Genomic DNA, 23,978 nt, shown 5'->3' with positions numbered 1-23,978 from the left:
GAGGTACGCAGTCTTATGGCTTTAGCCATTAGACGGAGTGGAGAGGGGGAGGTGGGGCGCTGACTTCACCGTCGGAGCCCCTCTCCAACTACGCCTAGGCCTTACGGCCAAGGCTTCGTATCCTCTCCCCTGAAGGGGAGAGGGAGATATATTGATTTCCCCAAACGCTCAACGCTGCTCCCCTGCCTCCTGCTTTTCCTGCTTCGCCCGCGCCGCATCGATCTTTGCCTCTGCCGCCTTCACCTTTTTCTCGGTCTCGGCATATTGGCTGTCGAAATCCTGCTGGCAGGCGCCGAGCAACAGGAGAAGGCAGAGCGCGCGCATCAATAATCCTTTTTGTAGCGGACGTTGACGTTGGATGTACCGGTGGTGCCGATCTGGCTCAACACCGAAAGCGCAGGCGTCAGGCTGATCTCCAGCTGTGTTGCGGTATAGCCCCGCGCATCGGTGACGATTTCGACATAGACATCGTTGGTGATATATTGGCCGAACGCCACGGCCATTTCGCGGCCAGTCGCCTGATCCGCGCCCAATATGCGCAGGCGGTTGAGGCCGGTGGCCGATTGCAGCACGCTGAGCGGATTGAGCCCGCCCGATCCGCCGCGCAAATTGTTGAGCGATGCGGCAAGCTGCACCGCCTGTATCGCGCTCAATTCGCCGATCGAGTTGCCGAACAGGATGCGCGCCATGATCTCGTCCTGCGGCAAGGCAGGGGTGGAGCTGAAGCTGATATCGGGGTTCTGGCCGGTGCCGCGAATATTGACGCGCACCGTTGTGCCGTCGACCTCGCTGGCCGCCGCGATGCGGATGGACGGGTTGGTGGCGGGGCCGCCGTTGAAGCTGATCCGGCCATTTTCCAGTTCGAACGAGCGTCCGGCAAAGCCAAGTGTGCCGCGCACCAGTTCCATCTCGCCCGACATGCGCGGCGCGTTGCTGGTGCCGGTGACGCGCAGGTTGGCGCCCCATTCGGACTCCAGCCCCATGCCGCTGACATAAAGTTCATCCGGTGCGGTCAGTTTGATGTCGAGTTTCCAGTTGCTGGGCAGCGTGCTGATCGGGTCGGCATCGCCCGACACACGCGGACGGCCCGATGCCGCCTTGCGCCGCACACCGGTCAGGGTGGCGACCGAGGCTGCGCCCTGGCGGATGATCTTGAAACGGGTTTCGGGCAGACGCAACGTCCCGCTGATCAGCGCGTCACCGTCAGGAGTATTGGTGACGCTGATCTGCCCCGTGGCGGTGGTGGAGATCAGCTCGCTGCGCGCGACGCGGGCCTGGTTGAGGTCGAGGTCGAGTTGCAGCGGGAAGCCCTTTTCGGAGCTGAGATTGACAAAGCCCTTGCCGGTGACGGTCCCCTTGCCCGCCACGGCGGACAGTTCGGTCACCTCCAGCTGGTCGTTGGTGAACAGCCCGCGCACGCGCAGCTTGGTAAGGCGCGTGCCGTAGACGTCATTTTCGTAAATCAGGTCGTTGGCGCGCACGACGCCGGTCAGGCGCGGGGTCTGCACGCGGCCGGAGAAATCCGCTGCCACGCCGATATTGCCCTCAAGGCTCTGGTCCGCCAACGCGGCGAGCGAGAAGAGCGTGTCGGCGGGGCCATTATAGCGAATGCCGCCCGACAACGGCGCGGCGAGCAGGCGCTCGGTCCAGCTGGCATTGCCCGGCGGCAAGGGGGTGAGGTCGATCTGCATGCGGCCGACAGCTGCGCCCAGACGGCGGATGATCGCGCGGGCGTTGCCGCCATCGGGCAGCAGGCGGCCGACAAGGCTGATGTCCACCGGCTGCGACCGTGATCCCAAATTGGTGCGGACAAAGCGCTTGATCTCCAGCCGCGCATCGGCGCGGGGGAAGGCGGTAAGGGAGGCTTGCGACCAATCGATGCTGCCCGTCGCGCGGCCCCGGATACCGAGGCCCGGCAGGAAGGGATTGATGACCGCGATATTCACATTTTCGAGCCGCGATTGCAGTTCCAGCCCGTCGCCATAGCTACCGGCAAGCTTTACCGTGCCGTTGGCGACGCGGATGGTGGACAGCTTGATTTCATATTCATCGCCCTTGGGAACGATGCGTAAGGGGCCTTCGGTCGAAAAATCGATGCTGTTGGCCCGGCCCTTCGCCGCGATGCGCCATAGTTCGGGCGTCAGGTCGGCGTTGGCGGCGATGCGGAAGGGCACCTGGCTGCGTCCTTCGGCGAGGATCTTGGCGGTGCCGGTACCGCCGCGATAGTCGACCTTCGCCCGCGCCGCGGCCAGTTCTATATCGTTGAGCAACGCATTTTGGACCTGCACATCGGCGACGATCTGCGGGCTGTCGTAGAGTATGATGTCGGCCTTCACGATGCCGCGCCCGATAGCGAGCGTCTGCTCCCCGCCGGTCAGCTTGGCATTGTTCGCGACCGCATCGACGACCGCGCGCTGGTACTGGCCCTCAGCCGACAGCGCGATGGTGCCGTCAAAGCCTGCGCCCGCACCGTTCAGCGTCCCCAGGAACGGACCAGAGGCCGCCTGCTGCACCCGGCCGGTCAGGCCGATCCCGGCAAAGTCGCCGCGCAATATGTCGATGGTGAGCGGTCCGTCGCCCGACAGCACGTCGATATCCCCGCTGATCGGCCCATAGTCGGTCGCGCCGGTCAGCGTGATAGCATAGCCTTTCGCACTGCGGGTCACCAGCCCGACCACATTGGACAGGCCAACGCCAAAGCCCGGTCGCGACGCGGTGACGCGGGCGACGGGGCGCTCGAATGTGCCGGTCAGTTGCACCGCCACAGGACCATATTGGTTGGAATAGCCCGCACCGTTGAACACAACGCGGCCACCCTCGGTCACATAGGTCCCGTTGCCGCTGTTCAACCGGAATTGCGGCGCGACCACGCTTGCCCGTGTGATGCGCAGCACGCCGTCAGTGCCGTAGCGGATGCCCGCATTGACGAACATCTGCCCGCCAAGGAATTTCTGCACGCCGGAGCTGAACAATTTGGTCGACCGCGCCTTGACCGTGCCGACCAGCGCATAGCCGCGCCCCAAGGTGGTTTCGAGATCGACATCGGCGACCACATTGAACAGCCCGACCGAGCTCACTTCAAACCCGTCCACCTTGCCGTTCAGCGCGCCGGTGTAGAAACCCTTGCCTATGTCCCCAACGATCAGCGCGGTCGCATTGATCCGGTCGGACCGGATTTTCATATTGTCGGACAGCAGGCGGCCGTTGGCGATGGCGATGTCGCCATTCATTTTGACATTGGTCAGCAGCCCGCCCGCAATCTGGTTGATGCCCGTCACGCGCCGCGCAACGGCATTGACCGGGATGAGGAACCGGTCTTCGCTGCCCTGCGCCTCGCCGGTGACGCGCACATCTTCGAAGGTCGTCCGGTCGAAGGCGAGCCGTGTCGCCGTGGCCGAATAGGCCACCGTCGGCGCGGCAAAGGCCCCGTTCAGCAGGGCTTTCCCCCGCACATTGGTGCCGCTGACATTGCTGCCGATAATCGCGGGACGCAGCAGCTGGATATCCAGCGCCAGATCGTCAAACGCCCCCTGCCCCAGATCCACCAGCCCGCTGGCACCCAGCACGGCGGAGGACGAGCGCACGCTGCCTTTGATATCCGCAACACGCTGGTCGAAGGAGGCCGACAGATCGACCAGGGCAACGGGCGACAACCCGCGCACGATCAGGCTGTCCGCCATCACCTTGGCGGGGGCCGTTTCGCCCTTGGCCGTGAAGGTCCCGTCCCGCGCGGTCAATGCAACATCCGCCACCTGTTCCGCGCCCATGCTGGCGGTCAGGCGGCCATCCCATTTCTGCCAGCTTCCGCGCCCTTGCAGCGCGGCCTGCACCGGCACCTCGCGCCCCATCAGTCCGGCAACCAGACCCTTGGCAGGGGCATCAATTTTCAGATCGACATCAAAGCGGTTGTCGTCCGGCACGGCATCCAGCTTGAGTGCCAGTCTGTCGCCCTGCGCCGATCCTGCGGTCGCCTCGACCACCGCACGCCGGTCGGCAATCCGCGCCTTGCCGTCAAAGGTCGCGACCTGTTCTTCGCCGGTAATGGTCTTGGCAAAAACAATGCGGTCCACCCGCAACCTGTCGATCCGGATATCGAGATCGGGCAGCAACGGATCGCCCCGGTCGGGCACGACATTGAACGCCGGCATCCGCGCCACATTCAGTTCGCGCGCGGTCAGCGCATCGACATCAACGACGCCCGTCAGATAGGCGAAGGGATGCCAGTCGAGCCGAATTTCGGGGGACCGCGCAAAGGCACCCTTGGGGTCGCGAAATTGCACATCGCGCAGCACCGCGCCGCCATAAATAGATCCGTCAATCTTCCCGATCCGGATGTTCAACCCGTTTTCAAGCGCAACGCCAGCCACCTGCCGCGCGACGAAAGCACGGCCTGACTGCGTATCCAGCCAGACATAAGCGCCAAAGAGCACGGCCAGCAGCACGCCCAACAGGGCGGCTGCCCCTATGGCAAGGCGCCTGCCGAGCGTCAAAACGCCTGTCCGATCGAGACATAGACGCTGATCTTGGACTCGCCCTGTTTCCGGTTCAGCGGTGTCGCCAGATCCAGCCGGACCGGTCCGAAATTGGTGTAGAAGCGCCCGCCAATGCCAAGGCCGAAGCGCCAGTCGTCAAATTTGGGAATGCTGCTTTCATAAACCTGCCCGGCGTCGACAAAGCCCGCGACACCGAAATTGCCAAAGCGGTAGCGTGCCTCCAGCGCGGCTTCGTTCATGCTGCGCCCGCCAATGGGGTCGCCGTTCAAGTCCTTCGGTCCCAATTGCTGATAGCCAAAGCCACGCACCGACCCGCCGCCACCGCCATAGAAACGCCGCGAGGGTGCCAGATCATCGCGTCCGGTTCCGCTGATCGTACCGACGCGCCCGCGCGCGGCCAATACAAGGCTGTCGGTCGGCGAATAATAATAGGACCCGTCGAGAATGGCGCGGGCGTAAATCCGCTTTCCGCCACCCAGCGATGCTTCGGGGGACAGCCGCAAATTCAGGCGATAGCCTTTGGTCGGGTTCAGCAAATCGTCCGAGCGGTCAAAACCGACCTGCCCCGGCAGCGCCGCGACATAATAGATGCGCCGGTCGCGAAGGCCGCGCGCCACGTCAAACTGGTCTTCCGATGTGGCCAAAATTTCGAGACCCGCCGACCAAGTAAATTTCTTCTGCCAGATCGGTGTCGAGGCATAGCTGTAAAAGGCAGCGATCCGTCCGGTATAGGCTTCAAACGCGTCATAATTGCTGTGCAACGCCGACAAGGACATTTCAAAGGTGCGGTCGCGTCGTCCGGCATTAGCGCGCGAAAAGGCAACGCTTGCCGCCTGTTCCCGCGTGCCCAGTGCCCCTGCCGCGGTCAGCGACCCTTCGGGTGGGAACAGATTCCGATGGGTCCAGCTTCCTTCGACCCGAGGGCCCTGGCCGGTGCCATAACCGGCACTGATCGCAAGGGTGCGTGCAGGCCCCGCCTCTTGCCGGACAAGCAAATCCGCATAGGGCGTGCCGTCAGGAGCCGTCCCTTCGCCGGGCACAGGTTCGACCGACACGGTCGAGAGCAATCCGGTGGCAACCAGTGCAGCACGCAGATCATCGACCTTGCGGCTGTCGTACAGATCGCCTGTCTTGAAGCGCCGTAATATGGCGACATGTTCGGCGTCAAAGGCTTCGGTGCCCTCGCTCTTGATCTGCCCAAACACGCTGCGCGCACCGGGATCGACCGGCAGGGTATAATCCCCGAGCCCGTTTTCGCTATCGAGCAATATGTCGCGCTGTCCGACGGTTGCGAAGGGATAGCCATTTTCAGGCAGCTTGATCGAAATATTGGCTTCGGCGGCCAGGATCGTGTCGGCAACAATGGGATCGCCGCTTTTGGGCACGAAATTGCTGGTGATCAGGTCCGCAGGCTCGACCGTTTTCGTTTCGAAACGGATTTCGCCCAGATAATAACGCCGACCGGGAACAACATTCAGGGTGACATTCAGTGGCTCTGCCGCAGAAGGCCCATTGCCTTCCGCTGCCGCCGCATTGGTCCGCTCGGTCGCCACGCGCACGGTGGCATCGTAAAAACCTTCGCTGGTCAGGATATCGAGCAGCAACTGCCGGTCGGCCCGCGCGCGCTGGCTGACCACGGCGCGGGTATCGGCACGCCCGCCATTTCTACCCAGCGCGGACAGATCGTAAAAGCGGCGCAGACTGGTGCGATAGATATTTCCGTCGGCGTCGACCGCAATGTCGGCGCTTGCTTCCGGATCCAGTCCGTTGATCTTGACCACATAGCGGACCGACTGGTTGTTTTCATTTTCCGCCGCTTCGGTGGGTTGCGGCGGCGGTTCGGCGTCGAACACATCGATCGATGGCAGCGGTTCATCCAACAGAGGGTCGACGACCGGCGGATCGCTCAGAATTTCGACCGCGTCGCCGTCGCGCAAGGCCGGATTTGCGGCTTCCTCTGCGGTTTGCCGGGTCTGCTGCCGGACATCTTCGCTCGCGCCCGTTTCATCGCGGGCGTCCTGCTCGCGCTGCCATTCCTCCACCGATTCCAGCGGCTTGTCGTCAAGGCTGGGAATCGCGGCGTCAAATTCTTCGTCGCTGATGATGGGCTTGCCGGACTCTTCAGGCGCCGGTGGAACCGGCACAGGCACAGTTTCAGCCGCGCCGGCCGGATTCTGGGCAAGCACGGGGGCCGTCGCAAAAGCGAGATGCAATAGAGCAATGGATCGGATCAAAAACGCATCTCCAGCCACCCAAACGCACGAAATCAAAAAAGGCTCCCTGTGCTTCCGATAGCTTGGCAAAAAAGAGATGCAACCGCGAAGGATGCCGGGCGATGCGGATTGCGGCGGATGGAGGGGTTGTAAGTGATGGGGGCAGTCTCCAAACGCACCTTCCCCTCTCCCCTTCAGGGGAGAGGATACGGAGCCTTGGCCGTAAGGCCTAGGCGAAGTTGGAGAGGGGCTCCGACGGTGAGGTTCGTGCGCGACCTCCCCCTCTCCACTCCGTCTAATGGCTAAAGCCATAAGACTGCGTACCTCTCCCCTAAAGGGGAGAGGGGGAACGCGCATCAACCCCTTCCCCAACGCTAACCGCTTGACGCCGGTGCGCATTTCCTTTCTTGCGCAAAACATGCGTTTTTTCTCTGACAATGCGGCCCCCGTTCACCCCAAGGTGATGCAGGCCATCGCCGATGCGAACCAGATTGATACCGCCTATGATGGCGACCGTTGGAGCGCGCAGTTGGATGCCCGTTTTTCCGAGACGTTCGGCTGTGATGTAGCCGTGCTGTGGGTGGCCACCGGCACCGCCGCCAATTGCCTTGCACTCACCTCGCTGTGCCAACCGCATCAGGGCATTATTTGCCACCACGAAGCGCATATCGAGGTCGATGAATGCGGCGCGCCCGGATTTTATACGGGCGGCGCAAAGCTGATGCTGGTCGACGGCGATGGCGCGAAGGTTACGCCGCAGGCCGTTGGCGATTTGCTGGGGACGATCGGCAACGATGTGCATCAGGTTCAGGCCGCGGCGCTGTCGGTGACCAACGCCACTGAATATGGGCTGACCTACCGCCCTGCCGAAGTGGCGGCGTTGGGCGAACTGTGCCGGACACGCCATATCGGTTTCCATATGGACGGCGCGCGTTTCGGTAACGCGGTGGCGTCGCTTGGCTGCCATCCCGCCGACGTCACCGTTCGTGCAGGCGTCGATGTGCTGAGTTTCGGCTTTGCCAAAAATGGCGGCATGGGTGCGGAAGCACTGGTCTATTTCGACCCCGCCCATGCGGACGCCGCGCGCTATCGCCGCAAGCGTGCCGGTCATCTGCAATCCAAGGGACGGTTTCTGGCGGTGCAGTTGCTGGCGATGCTGGACGATGATTTGTGGCTGGCCAACGCCCGTGCGGCCAATGCGGCGGCGGCGATTATTGCCGGGGCGGCGCAAGGCCGTCTGCTCTATCCGGTCGAAGCCAACGAGATTTTCGTCCGCCTGACCGCCGCCGAAGCCGCCAGCCTGCGCGCGCAGGGCTTTGACTTTTACGACTGGGGCGAAGGTGCGGCGCGTCTGGTTACCAGTTGGCACCACACGGAAGACGATGTCGCACCGCTCGCCCGCGCGATTGCCGCGCTGTGAGCCGGTCCGACCCTGAACCCATTGCCGAACCCGGGCTGCTGACGCCGCGCGTCCTGATCCCGTTTTTGTTCGTGTCGGTGATCTGGGGGTCGACCTGGTTCGTGATCCGCGACCAATTGAGCGTCGTCCCTTCCAGCTGGTCGGTCACCTACCGCTTCACCGTGGCCTCCATCGGTATGTTCCTTCTGGCGCTGGTGATGCGCCAGCCGCTTCGGATTGACCGGGAGTTTCTGGGCTGGGCCGCTTTTCTGGGGCTGGTCCAGTTTTCGCTGAATTTCAACTTCGTCTATCTGGCGGAACATCACATTACCTCAGGGCTGGTCGCCGTGATCTTCGCGTTGCTGATCATCCCCAACGCAATCCTCGGCAAATGGTGGCTGGGGCGTCCAATCGGACGGCCGTTCATCATCGGGTCTGCCATTGCCACCACCGGTGTCGGCTTGCTGATGCTGCGCGAATATCGCGTTGCACCGGTCGGCGGAACGGAGGTGCTCATCGGACTGTCCTTCACCATCGCGGCCGTGTTCTTTGCCTCCATTTCCAATGTGCTGCAGGTGACGCCCCGCATCGCCCGTTTTCCCACTGTGACAATATTGGCCTGGTCGATGCTCTGCGGCGCAATCATCAACGCCATCATCGCGTTTGTCGTTGCCGGCCCGCCGGTCATCGACCCGCGCCCGGCCTATCTGGGTGGCGTGCTTTATCTCGGCATAGTCGGAACCGTTCTCACCTTCCCCTTCTATTTCCGCCTGATCCGCGACATCGGCCCCGGCAAGGCCGCCTATACCGGCGTGCTGATTCCGGTGATCGCGATGCTGATCTCGACCGCTCTTGAAGGATATGAATGGTCGCTGCTCGCCATTTCAGGCGCGGCGCTGGCGATGATCGGGCTCGTCGTCGCCATGCAAACGCGCAAAGCTTAGGACTCGCCTTCCCGTTAAAATCGCGATAGCTTCCCTGCAAAATAAGGCAGGAGAGGGCTATGGAGCAACTAAGCGGGCAAGACGCGAGTTTCGTCTATCTGGATACGCCGAACACGCCGATGCACATCGGGTCGGTCGCGATTTATGACCCTTCCACGGCGCCCGGCGGGTTCGTCCGCTTCAAGGATATCTTGCGGCATATCGAAGGGCGCTTGGACAAGGCACGCAGTTTCCGCCAGAAACTGGTGCGCGTGCCGTTCGACCTCGACCATCCCTATTGGGTCGAGGATGCGAATTTCGATCTCGAATATCATGTCCGCCACATCGCCCTGCCGCAACCGGGGGACTGGCGGCAATTGTGCATCCAGGTCGCGCGTCTGCATGCGCGGGGAATGGACCTGACCAAGCCGCTTTGGGAGTTCAACGTAGTCGAGGGGCTCGACAATATCCCCGGCATTCCCAAGGGCAGCTTTGCCCTCGTATCCAAGGTCCACCACGCCGCAATTGACGGCATGTCGGGCGTGGAACTGAGCGCGGCGGTGCATGATCTGGAACCCAAGGAAGTGCCCGAACCCGCGCCATCAAGCTGGAAGCCGGAGAGCGATCCGAAGCTTGCCGAAATGCTGATGCGGACATGGTTCAATTCGGTGACCCAGCCGGTGAAATTCGCCAAAACCGTCGCCAACACCGTGCCCGGCATTGCGCGGCTGACCAAGGAAATTGCGGGCGGTGACGTCTCGCTGAAATCCACGCGCATGGCGCCGCAGACGATCTTCAACGGCAAGGTCGGCCCGCACCGGGTGTTTGACGGCGTGGTCTATTCGCTCGCCGATATCCGCGCGATCAAGGACCGGATCGAGGGCGCGACCGTCAACGACGTGATCCTCGCCATCATCGGCGGGGCCTTGCGCGAATATCTGATGGGCCACGACGCCCTGCCCAAGCCCAGCCTGACCGCGATGGCCCCCATTTCGGTGCGGGCAGATGGCGAGAAGGAATCGCTCGGCAACCTTGTTTCCGCCATGATGGTGCAGCTTGGCACGCATATCGCCGATCCGGCGGAGCGGCTGCGCTATATCCATAAGGAAGTGAAGAACAGCAAGGCAATGACCAACGCCGTCGGCGCGCGGACGCTGACCGATTATAGCCAGTTCATGCCCGCCGCACTCGCCGGACTGGGCGCGCGGCTATATACAAGGCTCGGCATATCGAACCTGCACTCGCCCGCGTTCAACTGCGTCGCCACCAACGTCCCCGGCCCGCGCGTCCCGCTCTATTTTGCAGGCGCAAAGCTGGTGCGGATGATGGGTCTGGGGCCGGTGTTCGACGGCATGGGCCTGATCAACACGATCTACAGCTATGGCCCGGAAATCGCCATTTCCTTCACCAGCGACCGCGCGATCATGCCCGACCCGTCGGCCTATGCCGCCGCGCTGCAACGCTCCTTCGAAGCGCTGCGCGACGCGGATTTCAGCGAGGTGAAGGTGGCGAAGGCAGCGAAGCCTGCGAAGAAGGCTAAGGCGAAGACTAAGTAAATTTTGGCTGAAAAACGCTCCCTCTCCCCTGAAGGGGAGAGGCCAGCGCGATCGCTTAGTGCCCCGAGGACGGATACACCAACGCCCGTGCGCCGGTGCGTTCGAAGGGTTTCCAGCCGTCTTCCGGCTGGGCCAGACGGTCGGCGATTGCCCAGAGCACGGCGGGGTTTGCGCCGAGGCCGCAATGGCTGCCGCGCACTTCGATATTGTCGGTGGTGGCGGCCTTGGGCTCGCGCGAATTCTGCCACGCGACGACGCCGTCATTGCGGGAGAAGATGGCGGTCGAGGGGACCGGCGGCACGGCATGGCCTTCGCTCACCTGCTCGCGCATTTTGGGATCGTCGAGCTTCTGCCCCGTCACATATTGATAGGCGCGCCATGCATTGGTGGACTTGGGCGTGCCGTTGATGGGCGAGCCGAGCGAGATCACCTGACGGATCATGTCCGGACGGCGGCGCGACAGCATGCGGGCAAAGGATCCGCCCAGCGACCATCCGACAAGGCTGACCTTCTGGCCGGTCTTGGCGTAGATTTCGTCAAGGCGGGCGATCATTTTTTCGCCCTCTTGCCCCACGGCCTTATGACCGAGGTTGCGGCCCAATTCCCAATGATAGGGGTCGTAGCCCAGCTTCTTCAGATAGCTGTGCAGCGGCTTCATTGAAAATTCCGATGCCATGAAACCGGGCAATAGCATGACCGGATGCCCGTCGCCCTTGGGCGCCTGCAGCAGGAAGGGCGCGGCCCAGGGTAGCGATCCGGTTTCCAGCAAGGCGCGGGGCAGTTCGCTCAGGATCAGCAAAAGCGAGGGGGCCTTGACGGCGGCATGCGGATTTTCCGCGGCGATAGTGGCCAAAATAACTCTCCCGAAAACATTCGAAACGGCTGGTCTGTTGCCAGTTTAATGCGAGGCTAGGCCGATAGTTCCGCGTCGGTCAATCCGCTTTTTTATGCGCCCGCAGCGAGCAACGCACTAAGCCCCTGTTTATAATCGCTATAAGTGGGCACCCAGCTGAGCACGCGCTTGGCCTTGCCGTTCGAAATACGCCGGTTTTCGGCATAAAAGCCCATCGCCATCGGCGATAAACGCGCCTCTTCCAATGTCCGCAGCGGCGGCCATGGCTGGCCCAACAGGTCGCAGGCATATTCGATCACCGCATTTTGCGATGCCGGCAGATCGTCCGCAATATTATAGACACCGGGCGCGCCCGCAAAGGAGGCGATCATGGCGCCGACTATGTCATCGGCATGGATGCGGCTGAAAATCTGGTGCGGCAGGTCGATCCGGTGCGCCTTGCCCTCGCGCACCCGGTCAAGCGCGGATCGGCCCGGCCCGTAGATGCCTGGCAGGCGAAAGACGTGCATATCCGGCCGCAACGCCTGCCACGCCAGATCCGCCTCGGCCCGTGCCGTGCGGCGGCCCTGGCCGATGGGTGCGCTTTCATCCACCCAAGCACCGCCGGTATCGCCATAGACGCCGGTTGATGACAGATAGCCTGCCCATCGCGCGCCGCTACCCGCTATATCCTCACCATAAGCCGCCAGCACCGGATCAATGCCCTCGGCCAGCGGGGGCACACTCGACAGGATATGAGTGGCACTTTCCAGCGCGTGGAGCACGGCAAAGCGGTCGTCAAAGGCCACTGCGCCTTCCCCGCTCATCCTTCGCGTACCGGTCACCTGCCACCCCTGCCCACGCAGGTGTTCGGCCAGCCGCGACGCGGTGTACCCCATTCCGAAAATCAGCATATGCCCGTTCATAGCCCACGGTTCGCAATCTAATGGCTTGCCGTCAAGCGCCGCACTTGCAATGAAGCCCGAAGGGAGAAGCAGAAGCGATGAGCGTCGACGTAATCAGGGCACGGATGCTGGGCGATGTCCCGCACGGTTTTCTCGGGCGCGCAGGAGGCGTGTCCACCGGCATCTATGCAGGCCTGAATGTAGGTTTAGGGTCGGAGGATGAGCGCGCGGCCGTTTTCGAAAACCGCCGCCGCGCAGGCGACGCCGTGCTTGCAGGTGCCGACATTGCCCGCGTTTACCAGATTCATTCCCCCGATGTCGTCACCATCACAGGGGCAATCGACCCCGAAGACCCGCCCAAGGGCGATGCCATGGTCACGAAGCGTCCCGGCCTGCTGCTCGGCATTGTCACCGCCGATTGCGTGCCGGTCCTGTTCGCCGATGCGCAAGCCGGCGTCGTCGGCGCGGCCCATGCGGGATGGAAAGGCGCGATCACCGGCGTCACCGACAACACCCTTGCCGCGATGGAGGCCCTCGGCGCTGACCGCGCGCGCATCCGTTGCGCCATTGGGCCGTGCATCGCGCAAAAAAGCTATGAAGTAGATGCCGCTTTCTACCAACGTTTCGTGGATGAAAATCCGGAGAATGAGCGTTTCTTTTCCGATGGCAAGCCGGGCCATTACCAGTTCGATATCGAAGGCTATGTCGCCGCGCGGTTGGCGCAGGCGGGGGTTACGCAGATCGAATGTCTGGGCGAGGATACCTATAGCCAGCCCGACCGCTTCTTCAGCTATCGCCGCAGTTGCCACAAGGACGAGCCCGGCTATGGCCGCCAGATTTCGCTGATCGGCCTACCCGCATGAACGCGAGCCGGGTAGGTTTCTGGGGCGGCCTGCTGGTCTTTGCCGCCATGCTGCTGGCCCCTGTGCCGTCCGGCATGGAGGTGTCGGCATGGAATGTCGCGGCGCTCACTTTGCTGATGGCGACATGGTGGATGACGCAGGCCCTGCCCCTGACGGTGACGGCGCTTCTTCCTTTCCTCGCTTTGCCATTGATGGGCGTGCTGACCGCGCAGGATGTGGCGAAGGAATATTATTCGCCGACCCTGTTCCTGATTTTGGGCGGCGCATTTCTGGCGCTGACCATCGAACGGACGGGCATGCACCGGCGCGTCGCGCTCGCGATATTGGGCCGTTCGGGCCATAGCGTGCAGGGGCTGATGATCGCCTTCATGGGATCGACCGCCTTGCTCAGCATGGTCATGTCTAACACCTCCATCGCGCTGATCATGGTGCCGATTGCCATTGCCGTTCTGGCGGCAGGCGGCGTGAAAGAAGGGGAGACCGACGGCCTGCCCGGCGCGCTGATCATGGGGGTTGCCTTTGCCGCGAGCATTGGCGGTCTGGGCACACTGGTCGGATCGCCCACCAACGCCATCGCGGCGGGGCTGGTCGAAAAGCAATTGGGCATCCAGATCACCTTCGTGACGTGGATGCAATATGGCCTGCCGATCGTATTGCTCGGCATTCCGCTCTGCGCTTTCATCCTGATGCGCGTGCAAAAGGTCACCACAGGCAGCTTCGATGTCGACGCCGCCCGCGCCGCCATTGGCAAGCCGCAGCCCATGTCGGTCGCCGAACGGCGGCTGGTGCCGATATTCCTGCTCGTCATCGGTGCATGGATTGGCCAGCCGTTGATCGAGCCCTTTCTGCCCAAGGGCGGCATTACCGATGGAAGCATTGCCATAGCGGGATCGCTGCTGCTCTTCCTCGTCCCCGATGGCACGGGCCGTCCGCTGCTGATCTGGAAAGAAGCCGACCGCGCGCCCTGGGGTGTCATCATGATGTTCGGCGGTGGGCTTGCATTGGCGGCGGGGATTACCGAATCCGGCCTCGCCGCATGGCTGGGCGAAGCGCTGGAGCCCCTGTCCTCGGTCCACCCGGTTATCATTGCACTCGCGCTGACCGCACTGGTCATCCTGATCACCGAATTTGCGAGCAATGTCGCCACGGCAAGCGGCATCCTGCCCGTCGTCGCCGGCCTCGTCACCGCCACCGGCGCGGACCCCTGGCTGATGGCCATGGCCGCCTCCATGGCCGCAAGCTGGGGCTTCATGATGCCGTCGGGCACCGGCCCCAACGCCATCGCCTGGGCCACGGGCCACATCGCCCTGCCGAAGATGGTGAAGGCCGGATTCCTGCTGGATATTGCGGGGATACCGTTGATTGTCGGGGTGATCTGGGTGGTTGGGTTGCTTTAGGCTTTTGGTTGGTTGCGGGGTGCCACGGTAGGTGGGGGCTTGATGGCTTGGGGTGTGTTTTTGGTTAGCTAAAAGGAAGAAGACGGGGGTTTTTGCTTTGTGTGGGGGCTCTTAGGTTGAACGTAGGGCGGCTCATTGACGCGAATTAGTCAAAGCGGACTGTGCGGATAGGACAACATTGCGGACATTACCACCGGCAGGTGTCGAAGCCTGCACTCACAAAGCGAGACCATTGTTATGGTGCGTCTACCATTCCGCCACGGTGGCAAATCTTGTTAGACCTCGCAGTTTCCGTTTTCCACAACAAATCCGCAAATCCGGACTGTCAGGACGCAACAACATTGCAGGCATTTGCAGAGTTTGTAACCATAAGAATATGAGCGGATCAAAAAACTACGAAAACCTCATGCATGAGGTCTGTGTTGAAAAGGGCTGGTGCGGGGGAGTTGTTGACGGGAAGCCAACCCATGTTGACGATTTCATACCGGAAAGCGGCCGTGTTACCGCTGAGCAGTTTGTGGACTGGCTGTTACGTGCCGATGGAATGGACCCCTTTGTAGAACTTGAAAAATGGCAGCAGCACAAGGATGGTCTTACGGATGCTTTTATCCGTCATATGGGCGCTGAGTTTGTCGATGCCTCAATGCTAAAGTGGCCCTTGGACTGAAACTGTTAATGTCCGCTGCCCTCAACAAATTCGCCAAAGCTGACTGTCGGCAAACGACAACATTGCGGACACTACTGCGCGTTCTATAAGGTCGGCGATGCTCAATGACTTACTCAAAGGCCTACCATACTTAATCCATACCAACAGAGAGTTGGGGCTGATGCTGGCTGGCAAAAAGCCGTTGTCTTGCTTTGCCGATGGCGAAGATTTCTATCCGGAAGTTGTTTCTCGATACTTACGGCTGTTTGATAGGCATGTCGCAGCAGGAAGGTTTATTCGGCGCGACCATTATTCTGAAATGAGTTGGGGGCGATGCCATCGGATTTTCTATGCCTTGCCTAACGAAGAGTGGCGCATAGGCGAGATGATAGAGCTTTTGTCTAGCATCCATACTTGGTCGGCAGACAAGGAGCGGCGGGAAGGTGAACTTCTGGGCTATGCCGATTGGATGAACGACTATTGGCTTTCGAACGTTTACGTGAAATGAGTTGTCCGCTTCCCACAACAAAGCTGCCAAACCGGACTGTCAGGACACGACAACATTGCGGACCTACCCATTCGAGAGCATTATGCCTAGATGCTCAAATTTGTTGTCCCATTGATATGTTTTGTAACTAGCCCCGCCTATGCCTTGTGCACGACAGCGACTACCGAACAAGATTATCTCCAAGCAGATACTGTTGTGCGTGCTGTCGTGACAGCTGAAACTACCGTTGCAGATGATGAGCCGAACGCTGAGTTCAAAATTAACTGGGGGGAGTATTCGCCAGTTCGGCTCAGTAAGCTTCGGGTTCTCGAGATTTTTAAGGGTAAACCGGGGCAATCGGTTAATCTGTTTCAGACTTTAGACAGCGGACGCTTTGACGTCCAACTAGGCAAAGAATATCTTTTCTTCGTTACTTACTATCCGATCACCAACACTACGCCTTCGGTCGCTCAGGGAGCAACATTTATCAGACACACGTGTGGGCAATCTAAGCTTTGGAAGGCGGTGTCTTCTACCGAACTCACTCTACTGGAAGCACTAAGGCGCGGAAGGTAACTTCAGCTACCCACAACATTACAGACATTCCCCCTAGTTTTTTGAGTACGCTAAAACCTGCCATTCGTTCAGGGTAACGACTTAAGTTAGAACTTCTTCTTTACGCCTTCGGCTCCAAGGTGACGGTGGGGTTGGACTGCGGATGTTGGGGACAGTTCCTGACGGGACAGTCCCCGTGAGACGTTGCCTTCGCTAGACCACGCCTTCTTCCTTTGTCGTCTTTTTTCTTCTGACGAAAAAACCGGCACAACCCATCCGCCCCGCAGGCCGACGTGGAAAAACCAAAAACCCTATTCAACCCAGGCGCTGATCTGTCCTGCTACATCATTGGCGGCGGCGTTGAGGGCTCGGCCAGCTTCGCGGGCGTCGATCGCGGTGACGGGTTTGCGCGATTCAAAGCGTTTCTTTTCGACGGTCTGGCCCCGGTTGATCTTGACCGCGTCATAGACCACCACCGCTTCGGACGCGGATTCATCAAGGCCGAATTCCAGCAGGCTGCCCGACAGATATAATTGCGCTTTGCCGCCGGCATCGGTTTCGTTGAGCACCAGGCGGTTGTTCTTCGCCGCGATATTTTCCATCAGCAGCATCTGCATCAGGCGCGACGGCTTATCGGCCCAGACCGCGTCCTTGATATAGGCGATGTTGCTGTCGTCGACCTGCACGGGCACGCGATTGGTGTCGAGCTTGCGCGGGGTTTCGGGAAGCAGGACGATCAGGGCCTCACCCGACGCACCGCTTTTGCTGGTTCCGCCTGCAACGTTGCTGTCGGACGTCAGCACCAGCATCGATGGCGGGGCCTTGCCGCCGAAACTGACGCAGGCGGACAGGGCTAGAGCGGCGGTGGCGACACACAGGGCGTTTCGCAAAATCTTGGTCATGGTCATCTCAATTCCGTTTCCGGCCATCGGGCTTGTAATCGGGTAGCGCAGGCGCGCTGACGACACCGCCAAGGCCATTCTGGTCCACCCGCTCGGTCACCGATTTCAGAGACACCGACAATTCGCGCAAGTCGCGGGCCAGTTGCGTGACCTCCGGCAAGGTTTGCGTGTTCAGCGTTTCGATGGCGGGGTTGGCGTTGTTGAGCGTGGTTTCCAACGCGGCAAGGCTGCCATTGGCGGCGCGCAATGTCTTGCGCAATTCGGCCATGACCGGTTTGCCATCGCTGTCGAGCAACTGGTTGGCGGTACCTGCTACCTTGGCCAGCTCGTCCGCCGCCAATCCTGCCTTTTGCAGGGTCAGGCGCGATTCCTGCACCGCGGCGCGCAGGTCGGGGGCCTGCGTTGCCAGCGATCCCGACAGGCTTTCGACATTGTCGAGTATCTGTTCAATCGACTGCTGGTTCTTGTCCGACAGGATGTTGGTCAGCCGCTCGGTCAAAGTCGACAAACGTTCCAGCAACAGCGGCGCGTTATTCAGCAATTCGCCCAGCGCACCGGGCTTGGTGGGAATGACCGGAACGCCCGTGGGGCAGGCGGATGCGGGATTGTCTTTGGGACATTGCAGCGGCGGCGCGCCCTTGACCGCGCCATCCAGCTGGATTTCCGAAACGCCGGTGAAACCGACGCCGTTGATCGTGGCCACGGTGCCGAGCAGGATGGGCACCTCGTCCTTGATCGTGATGCGGACACGGACGAAATCGGGGTCGGGTTCCCATAATTCGATGCTTTTGATTTCGCCGACCGGCACGCCCGAGAAGGATACGCCCGACCCCTTGGCAAGGCCGTTCACCGACTGCTGGAAGAAAATGTCATATTCTTTCTTGCTGCCTTCACCTGCGCGCGAAAGCCACACAGTGAAACCGGCGAGCAGCGCCAGCAACAAGAGGGTGATAGCACCGACCACTACATAATTGGATTTCGTTTCCATCGCCCTGTCTTATGGCCTTCCTATCAACCGCTTGTCCACGACCTATTTGTCGACGCGCTTTGCATGTCCTCTGCGTGCAGCGCGCCCGCGTGGGCCGCTGAAATATTCCTTGATCCACGGATGATCGGTCGCCAGCAGATCCTCGATGGGACCGATGGCAATCACCTTATGGTCGGCAAGAACCGCGACCCGGTCACAAATGGCATATAATGTGTCGAGGTCGTGGGTAATCAGGAACACGGTTAACCCCAATGTTTCCTTGAGGTTCCGGGTCAGATTATCGAAATTCGCGGCACCGATGGGGTCGAGGCCTGCGGTCGGCTCGTCCAGAAACAGCAGTTCGGGGTCCATCGCCAGCGCCCGGGCAAGCCCTGCGCGCTTGCGCATCCCGCCCGACAGTTCGGACGGATATTTATGCGCGGCCTCGGGCGGCAGGCCGCTCAGGTGGATTTTGTAGCGGGCGATTTCCTCGAGCAAATCGCTGCTGAAATCGGGGTAGAATTCGCGCAAGGGAACCTGCACATTTTCGGCGACGGTCAGGGTCGAGAACAGCGCGCCACCCTGGAACAGCACGCCCCAGCGGCGGCGGACGTCGGTCGCCTCATCCTCTTCCTTGCCGATCATTTCTTCGCCGAAGACATGGATATCGCCCGCGGTCGGTTCCTGAAGCCCGATGATCGAGCGCATCAATACGGACTTGCCGGTACCCGACCCGCCCACAACGCCCAATATCTCCCCCTGCCGGACATCGAGGTCGAGGTCCTTGTGGATGATCTGGTCGCCAAAGCTGTTGCACAGCCCCTGCACCGAGATGATGTTGCCGTCCACCATCGCTTAGTCCCAGCCGATTTCGCTGAAGAACACGGCGAAGAAAGCGTCAAGGACGATGACGAGGAAGATCGCCTGCACCACCGCGGCGGTGGTCTTGAGGCCGACCTGTTCGCTATTGCCTTCGACCTGCATCCCCTGGAAGCAACCGGCCATGGCGATGATCGCGCCGAACACGGGTGCCTTGATCATGCCGATCCAGAAATCGGTCATGGGCGTCACTTCGCGCAGGCGGATGATGAAGGTGTCGGGCGGGATTTCGAGGATGATCCAGCACAGAAGGCCGCCACCGATGATCGACATCAACGATGCGAAAATGCCGAGCAGCGGCATCATGATCACCGCCGCAATGACGCGCGGCACGACGAGGGCTTCGGCAGGAACGACGCCGATGGTGCGCATCGCGTCAATCTCTTCGGTGATTTTCATCGTTCCGATCTGCGCGGCAAAGGCGGAGCCCGAGCGGCCTGCGACCATGATGGCGGTCATCAAAATGCCAAGCTCGCGGAAAGTAAGCCGGCCGATCAGGTTGATCGTGAACACCTCGGCCCCGAACTGCCGCAACTGCACCGCGCCCTGTTGCGCGATGACGATACCGATCAGGAAGCTCATCAGCCCGATGATGCCGAGCGCGCGGACGCCGACCATGTCGAAATGCTGGACCACCGAATGCCAGCGGAACCGGCTGGGGTTCAGCATCAATATGATCGAGGCTTTGACCACCTGTCCGACAAAGCCCAGAAAATGGAGCAGCGTCGTAAAGGCGACAACCACGCCCATGCCGACCTCGCCCAGAAAGCGGTTCAGCGAGGACACATGCACCGGCGCGACGGGCGCGCTATCGTCGACGCCGCTGACCGCCTCGATCAGGCGGGCGGCATCCTTGTCGGCATTGGTGATTTCGGCGCCATGCTTTTGCGCCGTGCGGTAGACCAGCCAGGCGCCGACGGTATCGATATGGGTGACATCGGCCAGATCAATCTGCGCCACAGAATCGGGCAAGGCATGCAGCCTTGCATCCAGATCGCCAATCGACGCGATAGCCAGATTGCCCGAAAAACGGACGATTTCGCTGCCGTCGGGCAGGGTTTCCTGGATAAAGTCGGCAGCGTCAGCCATGTCTGTATAACTGGCGCATAATCCGAACTATAACAAGTCTGTAGACATTCATGCGTGGATTGTGCCTGAAGGGACATCATGACGACCGACGCCAAAACCCTGCTTGCCATTTACGACATGGACAAAACGGTGACCCGCCGCGCGACCTATAATGGCTTCCTGCTGCATATGGCTTTGAACAAGTCGCCGTGGCGATTGTTCCTTTCGCCGCTGCTGCCCGTCGGTCTGGCGCTCTACGCGCTGAAGATCTGGGATCGCGCCCGGTTGAAGCAATTTGCGCAGATGCTGCTGATCGGCCACCGCGTCCCGCCCGAGAAATTCGCCCGCTATCTCGAAAGCCATGCCGATCTGGTGGTGGGCAAAAATGTCTATCCGCAGCTGCGCGAGCGGGTGGCGGAGGAGAAGGCGGCGGGATACCGCCATGTCATGGCCACCGCATCCTACCGCCTCTATGTCGAGGCCATTGCCCACCGGCTCGGCTTTGACGATGTCATCGCCACCAATCTTGCCACAAACAGCAGCGGCCATGTGCTGGCGCGGATCGACGGGCATAATTGCTACGACGCGGCGAAGCTCGACCTCGTCAAGGCGTGGATGCAGGCGCAGGGCATAAAGCGCGAAGACTGTTACATCCGCGCCTATTCCGACCATGTCTCCGACGCGCCGCTGCTCAGCTTCGCCGACGAACCCTTCGCCACCAACCCCCACGGCCCGCTCACCCAGATGGCCAAGGCCAACGGGTGGACGATATTGGACTGGCGTTAAACCAACGCCAACGCCTGCTCGAAATCGGCGATCAGGTCATCGGGGTCTTCAATCCCGATCGAAATCCGCACCAGATTGTCGGTAATGCCCAGCGCGTCCTTGCGTTCTTGCGGGACGGACAGATGCGTCATCGCCGCGGGATGACTGGCGAGCGTTTCGGTGCCGCCGAGGCTGACCGCGAGCTTCGCGATTTTCAGCGCGTCGAGGAAGCGGAAGCTTTCCGCTTCGCCGCCCCGGATGAACAGCGAAAATGTCGACCCAGCGCCGCTGCAATGGCGGTTGTAGATATCCTGCTGTCGCGGATCGTCGATCATGCCGAGATAGCCCAGCCCCTCGACCTTGGGATGCGCCTTCAGAAAGGCGCAGACCTTCGCCGCATTCTCGCCCGCCCGCGTCATCCGCAGTTCAAGCGTTTCCAGACTGCGCAGCAACATCCACGCGGTATTGGGGTCGCAAATGGTGCCGATGACATTGCGCATCGGCCGGATGATGTTGATCAGCGCCTGATTGCCCGAAACGCCGCCTGCGACCAGATCGCTATGCCCACCCGCATATTTGGTCAGGCTGTAGACGACCAGTTCGGCGCCTTGCTTGATGGGCTGCTGCCACAGCGGGCCCAAAAAGGTGTTGTCGATGGCAATGGCGGGTTTTTGCTCGCCCGGGAAAGCCGCATCGCGCGACGCGCGCACCGCCTCCACATCGACCAGCGCGTTTGTCGGGTTGGCGGGGCTTTCCAGATAGACCAGCGCCACCTTGCCGCCCTTTTCGGCGGCCAGGGCCTTGGCCTGATCCATCATGCTGTCAATCTCTTCACGCGTCGCACCCGCCGGAAAGTCGAGGAACGACACGCCAAAGCGCGACAGGATGCGCGCGATCAGCGTCTCAGTCGCGGCATAAAGCGGCCCTGAATGGACGATCACGTCATTCTGCCCGACCAACGCCAGCAACATGGTCGCAATGGCGGACATGCCGCTGGAGAAAACCAGACTGTCGTCCGCCTCGTCCCAGACCGCGAGGCGGTCCTCCAGGATTTCCTGATTGGGGCCGTTGAAGCGCGAATAGACAAGGCCGTCTGCCGGGCCTTCACGCTTGCCGGTGATATGTTCAAAAAACTTCTTCCCCGCCGCCGCGCTTTCAAAAGCGAAGGTGGAGGTCAGGAAAATCGGCGGCTTCAGCGAGCCTTCGGACAGGGTGGGGTCATAGCCATGCCCCATCATCAACGTCGACGGCTTCAACTTGCGGCCGCCAATGGTTTCAATATCCGCCTTGGGTTTACGACGCGAGGCAGGGGTGGCGATGGGGGGTGTTTTGCTATCAGTCACGGGATTCTCCTATTGCCCCATGTCATAACATTATTTGTTACAATTGAAACTAAATTACGTGAGGGTGCTGGAAGGAAGAAGGGGAAAAAGGACGAAGGCGTGGTGCGGGGCTGCGCCGTTGGAGGAGGGTGAGGGTGATTTCGAGGCAGCATGCAGCCCCAGGCACCTCCCGCATCCGGCCCGTCTTTCTTCTTTCTCTTCTTTCTTCCAGCTAATCCTCTGGCAAAAAGCTCTGGTGGCCCTGTACCATCGCAACCCCAAACAGCGGGAACGAATGAGCTGAACGAATGGCCGCTTTCAATGTGCTAAGCCGCTAACGGTAATGACCAAAATGTTGTGGTTAGCGGACGGTCAGCTTTCGGCTTGGATTTTGGAAGAGCTGCTATTTCGAAGCTGATTACTTCGGTAATACAGGGGCAGCGATAGCAGGTCTGCCATGGGTCAGCGTTTCGTAATTCAGGTTCCAATCGGTTCGTGACTTACTGCTCCGAATTTGCTGCAAGATCAATTTTCTAGTGTTTGGTAGGTCAAGTTCTTTTCGACCATGAAAATGATTGTATCCCACCTCCCACGTATTGAACCGATTAGGTGTGACCTGATCATTCGGGCAAATTCCCTGCATTGATCCTGTCAGAAGTTGACCGGCTAATAGCTCCATCGCAGCGGTCAGCCGTTCTTGATTTTTGGTGTATATGTCTATGCCTTGGTGCCACGCCGTTTCTGCCGCGTGCAGCGCTGATCCCACGCCATATTGGCTGTGATGCCCATTGTCTCTGCAGCTCTCCTGTGTCAGGCCGTTCACCCAGCGGTTAGGTTGAAACCAAAATTTTTGAATGTTTCCGTCATCGCCCGTAACGGCTTGCGGTGCTGCGCCGTCGGCGGCCAAGTAAATGTAAGCGGGTAGACGGGTATTGAACCGCATCAAGCCTTTGTTGAATAGCTCTTCGTCTTCGTTGAATACGGCGATTGCCATCATAGCATCAATCTGTGTCAAATCGACATTGCCATTCCAGCTACTGGCAACATTCAATTGCGTATAAAAAGCGCGCCGGAACATTGATTGGAGGTTTATGATTTCATCAGCGTGCCAACCGGGATAGGAACGCATTATTTCGGCAGCGGGTGCCAATGTTGCTCCGGTCCAACCCGCCAAAAGCTTGTCTTGATCGGTGCCTGCCGAAAATCCCTCAAAATCCGCCCAGGCATTCAGAATTGTAATCGCTCCAATGGCATAAGTTTCATTACCTGAATATCGCCATAAGAGGGCCTGCGTATAAGCGGCTATTGCATCATCACGCAAAAGATCAGCTTCATGGTCATTTCTAGAATCTATGTTGGTTTGTCCTGTTGGTGTTCTGCTAGCTAAATCTGAATTCTTGGCTCGTTCAAATTCTTCCGACCACGGGCTTTCTCCTGCGGCGATTTTGCTGGTCACATATGCAAGTTCAAAATCAGAAACCAGCACTCCTGGGTGAGAAAAATCCATTGCTGGCTTGGCAACAGCGTTTGCAATGAGCGGTAATTTAGAATCCGAATTCCTTTCGGCGGCTGGTCCAGCACAGGAAATCAAGACGATGGGTGTCATCAATGCAACAGCAGCTTTCAGAAACTTCATTCGTACCGCCCTCTGGCTAATCGCTCGGATAGATCAGTGTTGTCCTTCAGCTACTGCACTGGCGTCAAACGGAAAAATGCGACGAACGGGAAATATCGCTTGTCTGAACGACGTCCGCAATGTTGTCGTGTCCGGACAGTCCGTTTTGGCGAATTTGTTGGGGGACGCTG

The 23,978-nt window shown here is 60.3% G+C and carries 19 protein-coding genes and 1 tRNA gene; 8 read left to right on the top strand and 12 right to left on the bottom strand.

Annotated elements, in window-relative coordinates; all coding sequences use genetic code 11:
- Window positions 1-168: 168 nt before the first annotated feature.
- The 3 genes from EUU25_RS15395 to EUU25_RS15385 are packed head-to-tail and all read right to left on the bottom strand — an operon-like array spanning window position 169 to window position 6,727.
- Window positions 169-324, bottom strand: coding sequence for a hypothetical protein (locus EUU25_RS15395; protein WP_158902461.1), 156 nt, complete (start codon window positions 322-324; stop codon window positions 169-171).
- The gene (locus EUU25_RS15390) at window positions 324-4,490 is read right to left on the bottom strand and encodes a translocation/assembly module TamB domain-containing protein (protein ID WP_158902459.1); all 4,167 of its coding nucleotides are present in this window, start codon (window positions 4,488-4,490) and stop codon (window positions 324-326) included. The genes EUU25_RS15395 and EUU25_RS15390 overlap by 1 nt, the downstream gene beginning before the upstream one ends.
- Window positions 4,487-6,727 (bottom strand): autotransporter assembly complex protein TamA, encoded by a 2,241-nt coding sequence (locus tag EUU25_RS15385; RefSeq protein WP_246162782.1) that lies wholly within the window; start codon window positions 6,725-6,727, stop codon window positions 4,487-4,489. Before EUU25_RS15385 ends, EUU25_RS15390 begins: the two co-directional genes overlap by 4 nt.
- 397 nt (window positions 6,728-7,124) lie before the next feature.
- Between EUU25_RS15385 and EUU25_RS15380 the strand changes: the two genes are divergently transcribed.
- From EUU25_RS15380 to EUU25_RS15370, 3 genes are read left to right on the top strand one after another with little or no spacing between them, the layout of a single operon-like run.
- A complete protein-coding gene (locus EUU25_RS15380) occupies window positions 7,125-8,126 on the top strand; it encodes a threonine aldolase family protein (protein WP_158902455.1) in 1,002 nt (333 codons plus the stop codon).
- Window positions 8,123-9,049, top strand: a complete 927-nt coding sequence (locus tag EUU25_RS15375) for a DMT family transporter (RefSeq protein WP_246162781.1) — start codon at window positions 8,123-8,125, stop codon at window positions 9,047-9,049. The genes EUU25_RS15380 and EUU25_RS15375 overlap by 4 nt, the downstream gene beginning before the upstream one ends.
- Window positions 9,050-9,108: 59 nt before the next feature.
- A complete protein-coding gene (locus tag EUU25_RS15370) occupies window positions 9,109-10,584 on the top strand; it encodes a WS/DGAT/MGAT family O-acyltransferase (protein WP_158902453.1) in 1,476 nt (491 codons plus the stop codon).
- Window positions 10,585-10,639: 55 nt separating this feature from the next.
- Here the strand turns inward: EUU25_RS15370 and EUU25_RS15365 are convergent, their stop codons facing one another.
- Both EUU25_RS15365 and EUU25_RS15360 read right to left on the bottom strand, forming a co-directional pair.
- A complete protein-coding gene (locus EUU25_RS15365; protein WP_246162779.1) occupies window positions 10,640-11,437 on the bottom strand; it encodes an esterase/lipase family protein in 798 nt (265 codons plus the stop codon).
- Window positions 11,438-11,529: 92 nt separating this feature from the next.
- Complete coding sequence (locus EUU25_RS15360; RefSeq protein WP_158902451.1) at window positions 11,530-12,342, bottom strand: SDR family oxidoreductase; 813 nt, start codon at window positions 12,340-12,342, stop codon at window positions 11,530-11,532.
- Window positions 12,343-12,419: 77 nt separating this feature from the next.
- On the opposite strand from EUU25_RS15360, the gene pgeF reads away from it, so the two are divergent.
- Window positions 12,420-13,184: a peptidoglycan editing factor PgeF gene (gene pgeF, locus EUU25_RS15355; protein WP_158902449.1), complete on the top strand. Its 765-nt coding sequence runs from the start codon at window positions 12,420-12,422 to the stop codon at window positions 13,182-13,184.
- A complete protein-coding gene (locus EUU25_RS15350; protein WP_158902447.1) occupies window positions 13,181-14,581 on the top strand; it encodes an SLC13 family permease in 1,401 nt (466 codons plus the stop codon). Before pgeF ends, EUU25_RS15350 begins: the two co-directional genes overlap by 4 nt.
- 188 nt (window positions 14,582-14,769) lie before the next feature.
- Here the strand turns inward: EUU25_RS15350 and EUU25_RS15345 are convergent.
- Window positions 14,770-14,848: transfer RNA gene (locus tag EUU25_RS15345), tRNA-OTHER, on the bottom strand.
- A 109-nt stretch (window positions 14,849-14,957) separates the two neighbouring features.
- On the opposite strand from EUU25_RS15345, the gene EUU25_RS15340 reads away from it, so the two are divergent.
- Complete coding sequence (locus tag EUU25_RS15340; RefSeq protein WP_158902445.1) at window positions 14,958-15,248, top strand: hypothetical protein; 291 nt, start codon at window positions 14,958-14,960, stop codon at window positions 15,246-15,248.
- Between the two features lie 160 nt (window positions 15,249-15,408).
- Window positions 15,409-15,735 carry a hypothetical protein gene (locus EUU25_RS15335; RefSeq protein WP_158902443.1) on the top strand — a complete coding sequence of 109 codons (327 nt, stop codon included), beginning with the start codon at window positions 15,409-15,411 and terminating at the stop codon, window positions 15,733-15,735.
- Window positions 15,736-16,580: 845 nt separating this feature from the next.
- Here the strand turns inward: EUU25_RS15335 and EUU25_RS15330 are convergent.
- Genes EUU25_RS15330 through EUU25_RS15315 form a run of 4 tightly spaced genes read right to left on the bottom strand, consistent with a single transcriptional unit; the run spans window position 16,581 to window position 20,106 of the window.
- Window positions 16,581-17,171 carry an ABC-type transport auxiliary lipoprotein family protein gene (locus EUU25_RS15330; protein WP_246162777.1) on the bottom strand — a complete coding sequence of 197 codons (591 nt, stop codon included), beginning with the start codon at window positions 17,169-17,171 and terminating at the stop codon, window positions 16,581-16,583.
- A gap of 7 nt (window positions 17,172-17,178) precedes the next feature.
- Window positions 17,179-18,159 carry an MlaD family protein gene (locus EUU25_RS15325; RefSeq protein WP_158902441.1) on the bottom strand — a complete coding sequence of 327 codons (981 nt, stop codon included), beginning with the start codon at window positions 18,157-18,159 and terminating at the stop codon, window positions 17,179-17,181.
- 42 nt (window positions 18,160-18,201) lie between these two features.
- Entirely contained in the window at window positions 18,202-18,990 is a 789-nt protein-coding gene (locus tag EUU25_RS15320) for an ABC transporter ATP-binding protein (protein WP_158902439.1), read from the bottom strand.
- Window positions 18,991-18,993: 3 nt separating this feature from the next.
- Window positions 18,994-20,106, bottom strand: a complete 1,113-nt coding sequence (locus tag EUU25_RS15315; RefSeq protein ID WP_158902437.1) for an ABC transporter permease — start codon at window positions 20,104-20,106, stop codon at window positions 18,994-18,996.
- Window positions 20,107-20,184: 78 nt separating this feature from the next.
- Between EUU25_RS15315 and EUU25_RS15310 the strand changes: the two genes are divergently transcribed.
- The gene (locus tag EUU25_RS15310; protein WP_246162775.1) at window positions 20,185-20,871 is read left to right on the top strand and encodes an HAD family hydrolase; all 687 of its coding nucleotides are present in this window, start codon (window positions 20,185-20,187) and stop codon (window positions 20,869-20,871) included.
- Here the strand turns inward: EUU25_RS15310 and EUU25_RS15305 are convergent.
- A complete protein-coding gene (locus EUU25_RS15305; RefSeq protein WP_246163018.1) occupies window positions 20,868-22,169 on the bottom strand; it encodes a cystathionine gamma-synthase family protein in 1,302 nt (433 codons plus the stop codon). The genes EUU25_RS15310 and EUU25_RS15305 overlap by 4 nt on opposite strands.
- 421 nt (window positions 22,170-22,590) lie before the next feature.
- Entirely contained in the window at window positions 22,591-23,808 is a 1,218-nt protein-coding gene (locus EUU25_RS15300; protein ID WP_158902433.1) for an alginate lyase family protein, read from the bottom strand.
- Window positions 23,809-23,978 lie beyond the last annotated feature (170 nt).

It is taken from the genome of Sphingorhabdus lacus, assembly GCF_009768975.1.
Taxonomy (GTDB): Bacteria; Pseudomonadota; Alphaproteobacteria; order Sphingomonadales; family Sphingomonadaceae; genus Sphingorhabdus_B; species Sphingorhabdus_B lacus.
The sequence above is the reverse complement of the archived record's forward strand: the minus strand, read 5'-3'. Positions and strand labels throughout refer to the sequence as shown.

Excerpts from the sequence above, each read along its gene's own strand:
- pgeF (WP_158902449.1), top strand. The coding sequence starts at position 12,420 with ATGAGCGTCGACGTAATCAGGGCACGGATGCTGGGCGATGTCCCGCAC.
- EUU25_RS15325 (WP_158902441.1), bottom strand. The coding sequence starts at position 18,159 with ATGGAAACGAAATCCAATTATGTAGTGGTCGGTGCTATCACCCTCTTG.
- EUU25_RS15330 (WP_246162777.1), bottom strand. The coding sequence starts at position 17,171 with ATGACCAAGATTTTGCGAAACGCCCTGTGTGTCGCCACCGCCGCTCTA.
- EUU25_RS15395 (WP_158902461.1), bottom strand. The coding sequence starts at position 324 with ATGCGCGCGCTCTGCCTTCTCCTGTTGCTCGGCGCCTGCCAGCAGGAT.
- EUU25_RS15370 (WP_158902453.1), top strand. The coding sequence starts at position 9,109 with ATGGAGCAACTAAGCGGGCAAGACGCGAGTTTCGTCTATCTGGATACG.
- EUU25_RS15335 (WP_158902443.1), top strand. The coding sequence starts at position 15,409 with ATGCTGGCTGGCAAAAAGCCGTTGTCTTGCTTTGCCGATGGCGAAGAT.
- EUU25_RS15350 (WP_158902447.1), top strand. The coding sequence starts at position 13,181 with ATGAACGCGAGCCGGGTAGGTTTCTGGGGCGGCCTGCTGGTCTTTGCC.
- EUU25_RS15380 (WP_158902455.1), top strand. The coding sequence starts at position 7,125 with ATGCGTTTTTTCTCTGACAATGCGGCCCCCGTTCACCCCAAGGTGATG.
- EUU25_RS15300 (WP_158902433.1), bottom strand. The coding sequence starts at position 23,808 with ATGAAGTTTCTGAAAGCTGCTGTTGCATTGATGACACCCATCGTCTTG.
- EUU25_RS15340 (WP_158902445.1), top strand. The coding sequence starts at position 14,958 with ATGAGCGGATCAAAAAACTACGAAAACCTCATGCATGAGGTCTGTGTT.
- EUU25_RS15315 (WP_158902437.1), bottom strand. The coding sequence starts at position 20,106 with ATGGCTGACGCTGCCGACTTTATCCAGGAAACCCTGCCCGACGGCAGC.
- EUU25_RS15310 (WP_246162775.1), top strand. The coding sequence starts at position 20,185 with ATGACGACCGACGCCAAAACCCTGCTTGCCATTTACGACATGGACAAA.
- EUU25_RS15320 (WP_158902439.1), bottom strand. The coding sequence starts at position 18,990 with ATGGTGGACGGCAACATCATCTCGGTGCAGGGGCTGTGCAACAGCTTT.
- EUU25_RS15360 (WP_158902451.1), bottom strand. The coding sequence starts at position 12,342 with ATGAACGGGCATATGCTGATTTTCGGAATGGGGTACACCGCGTCGCGG.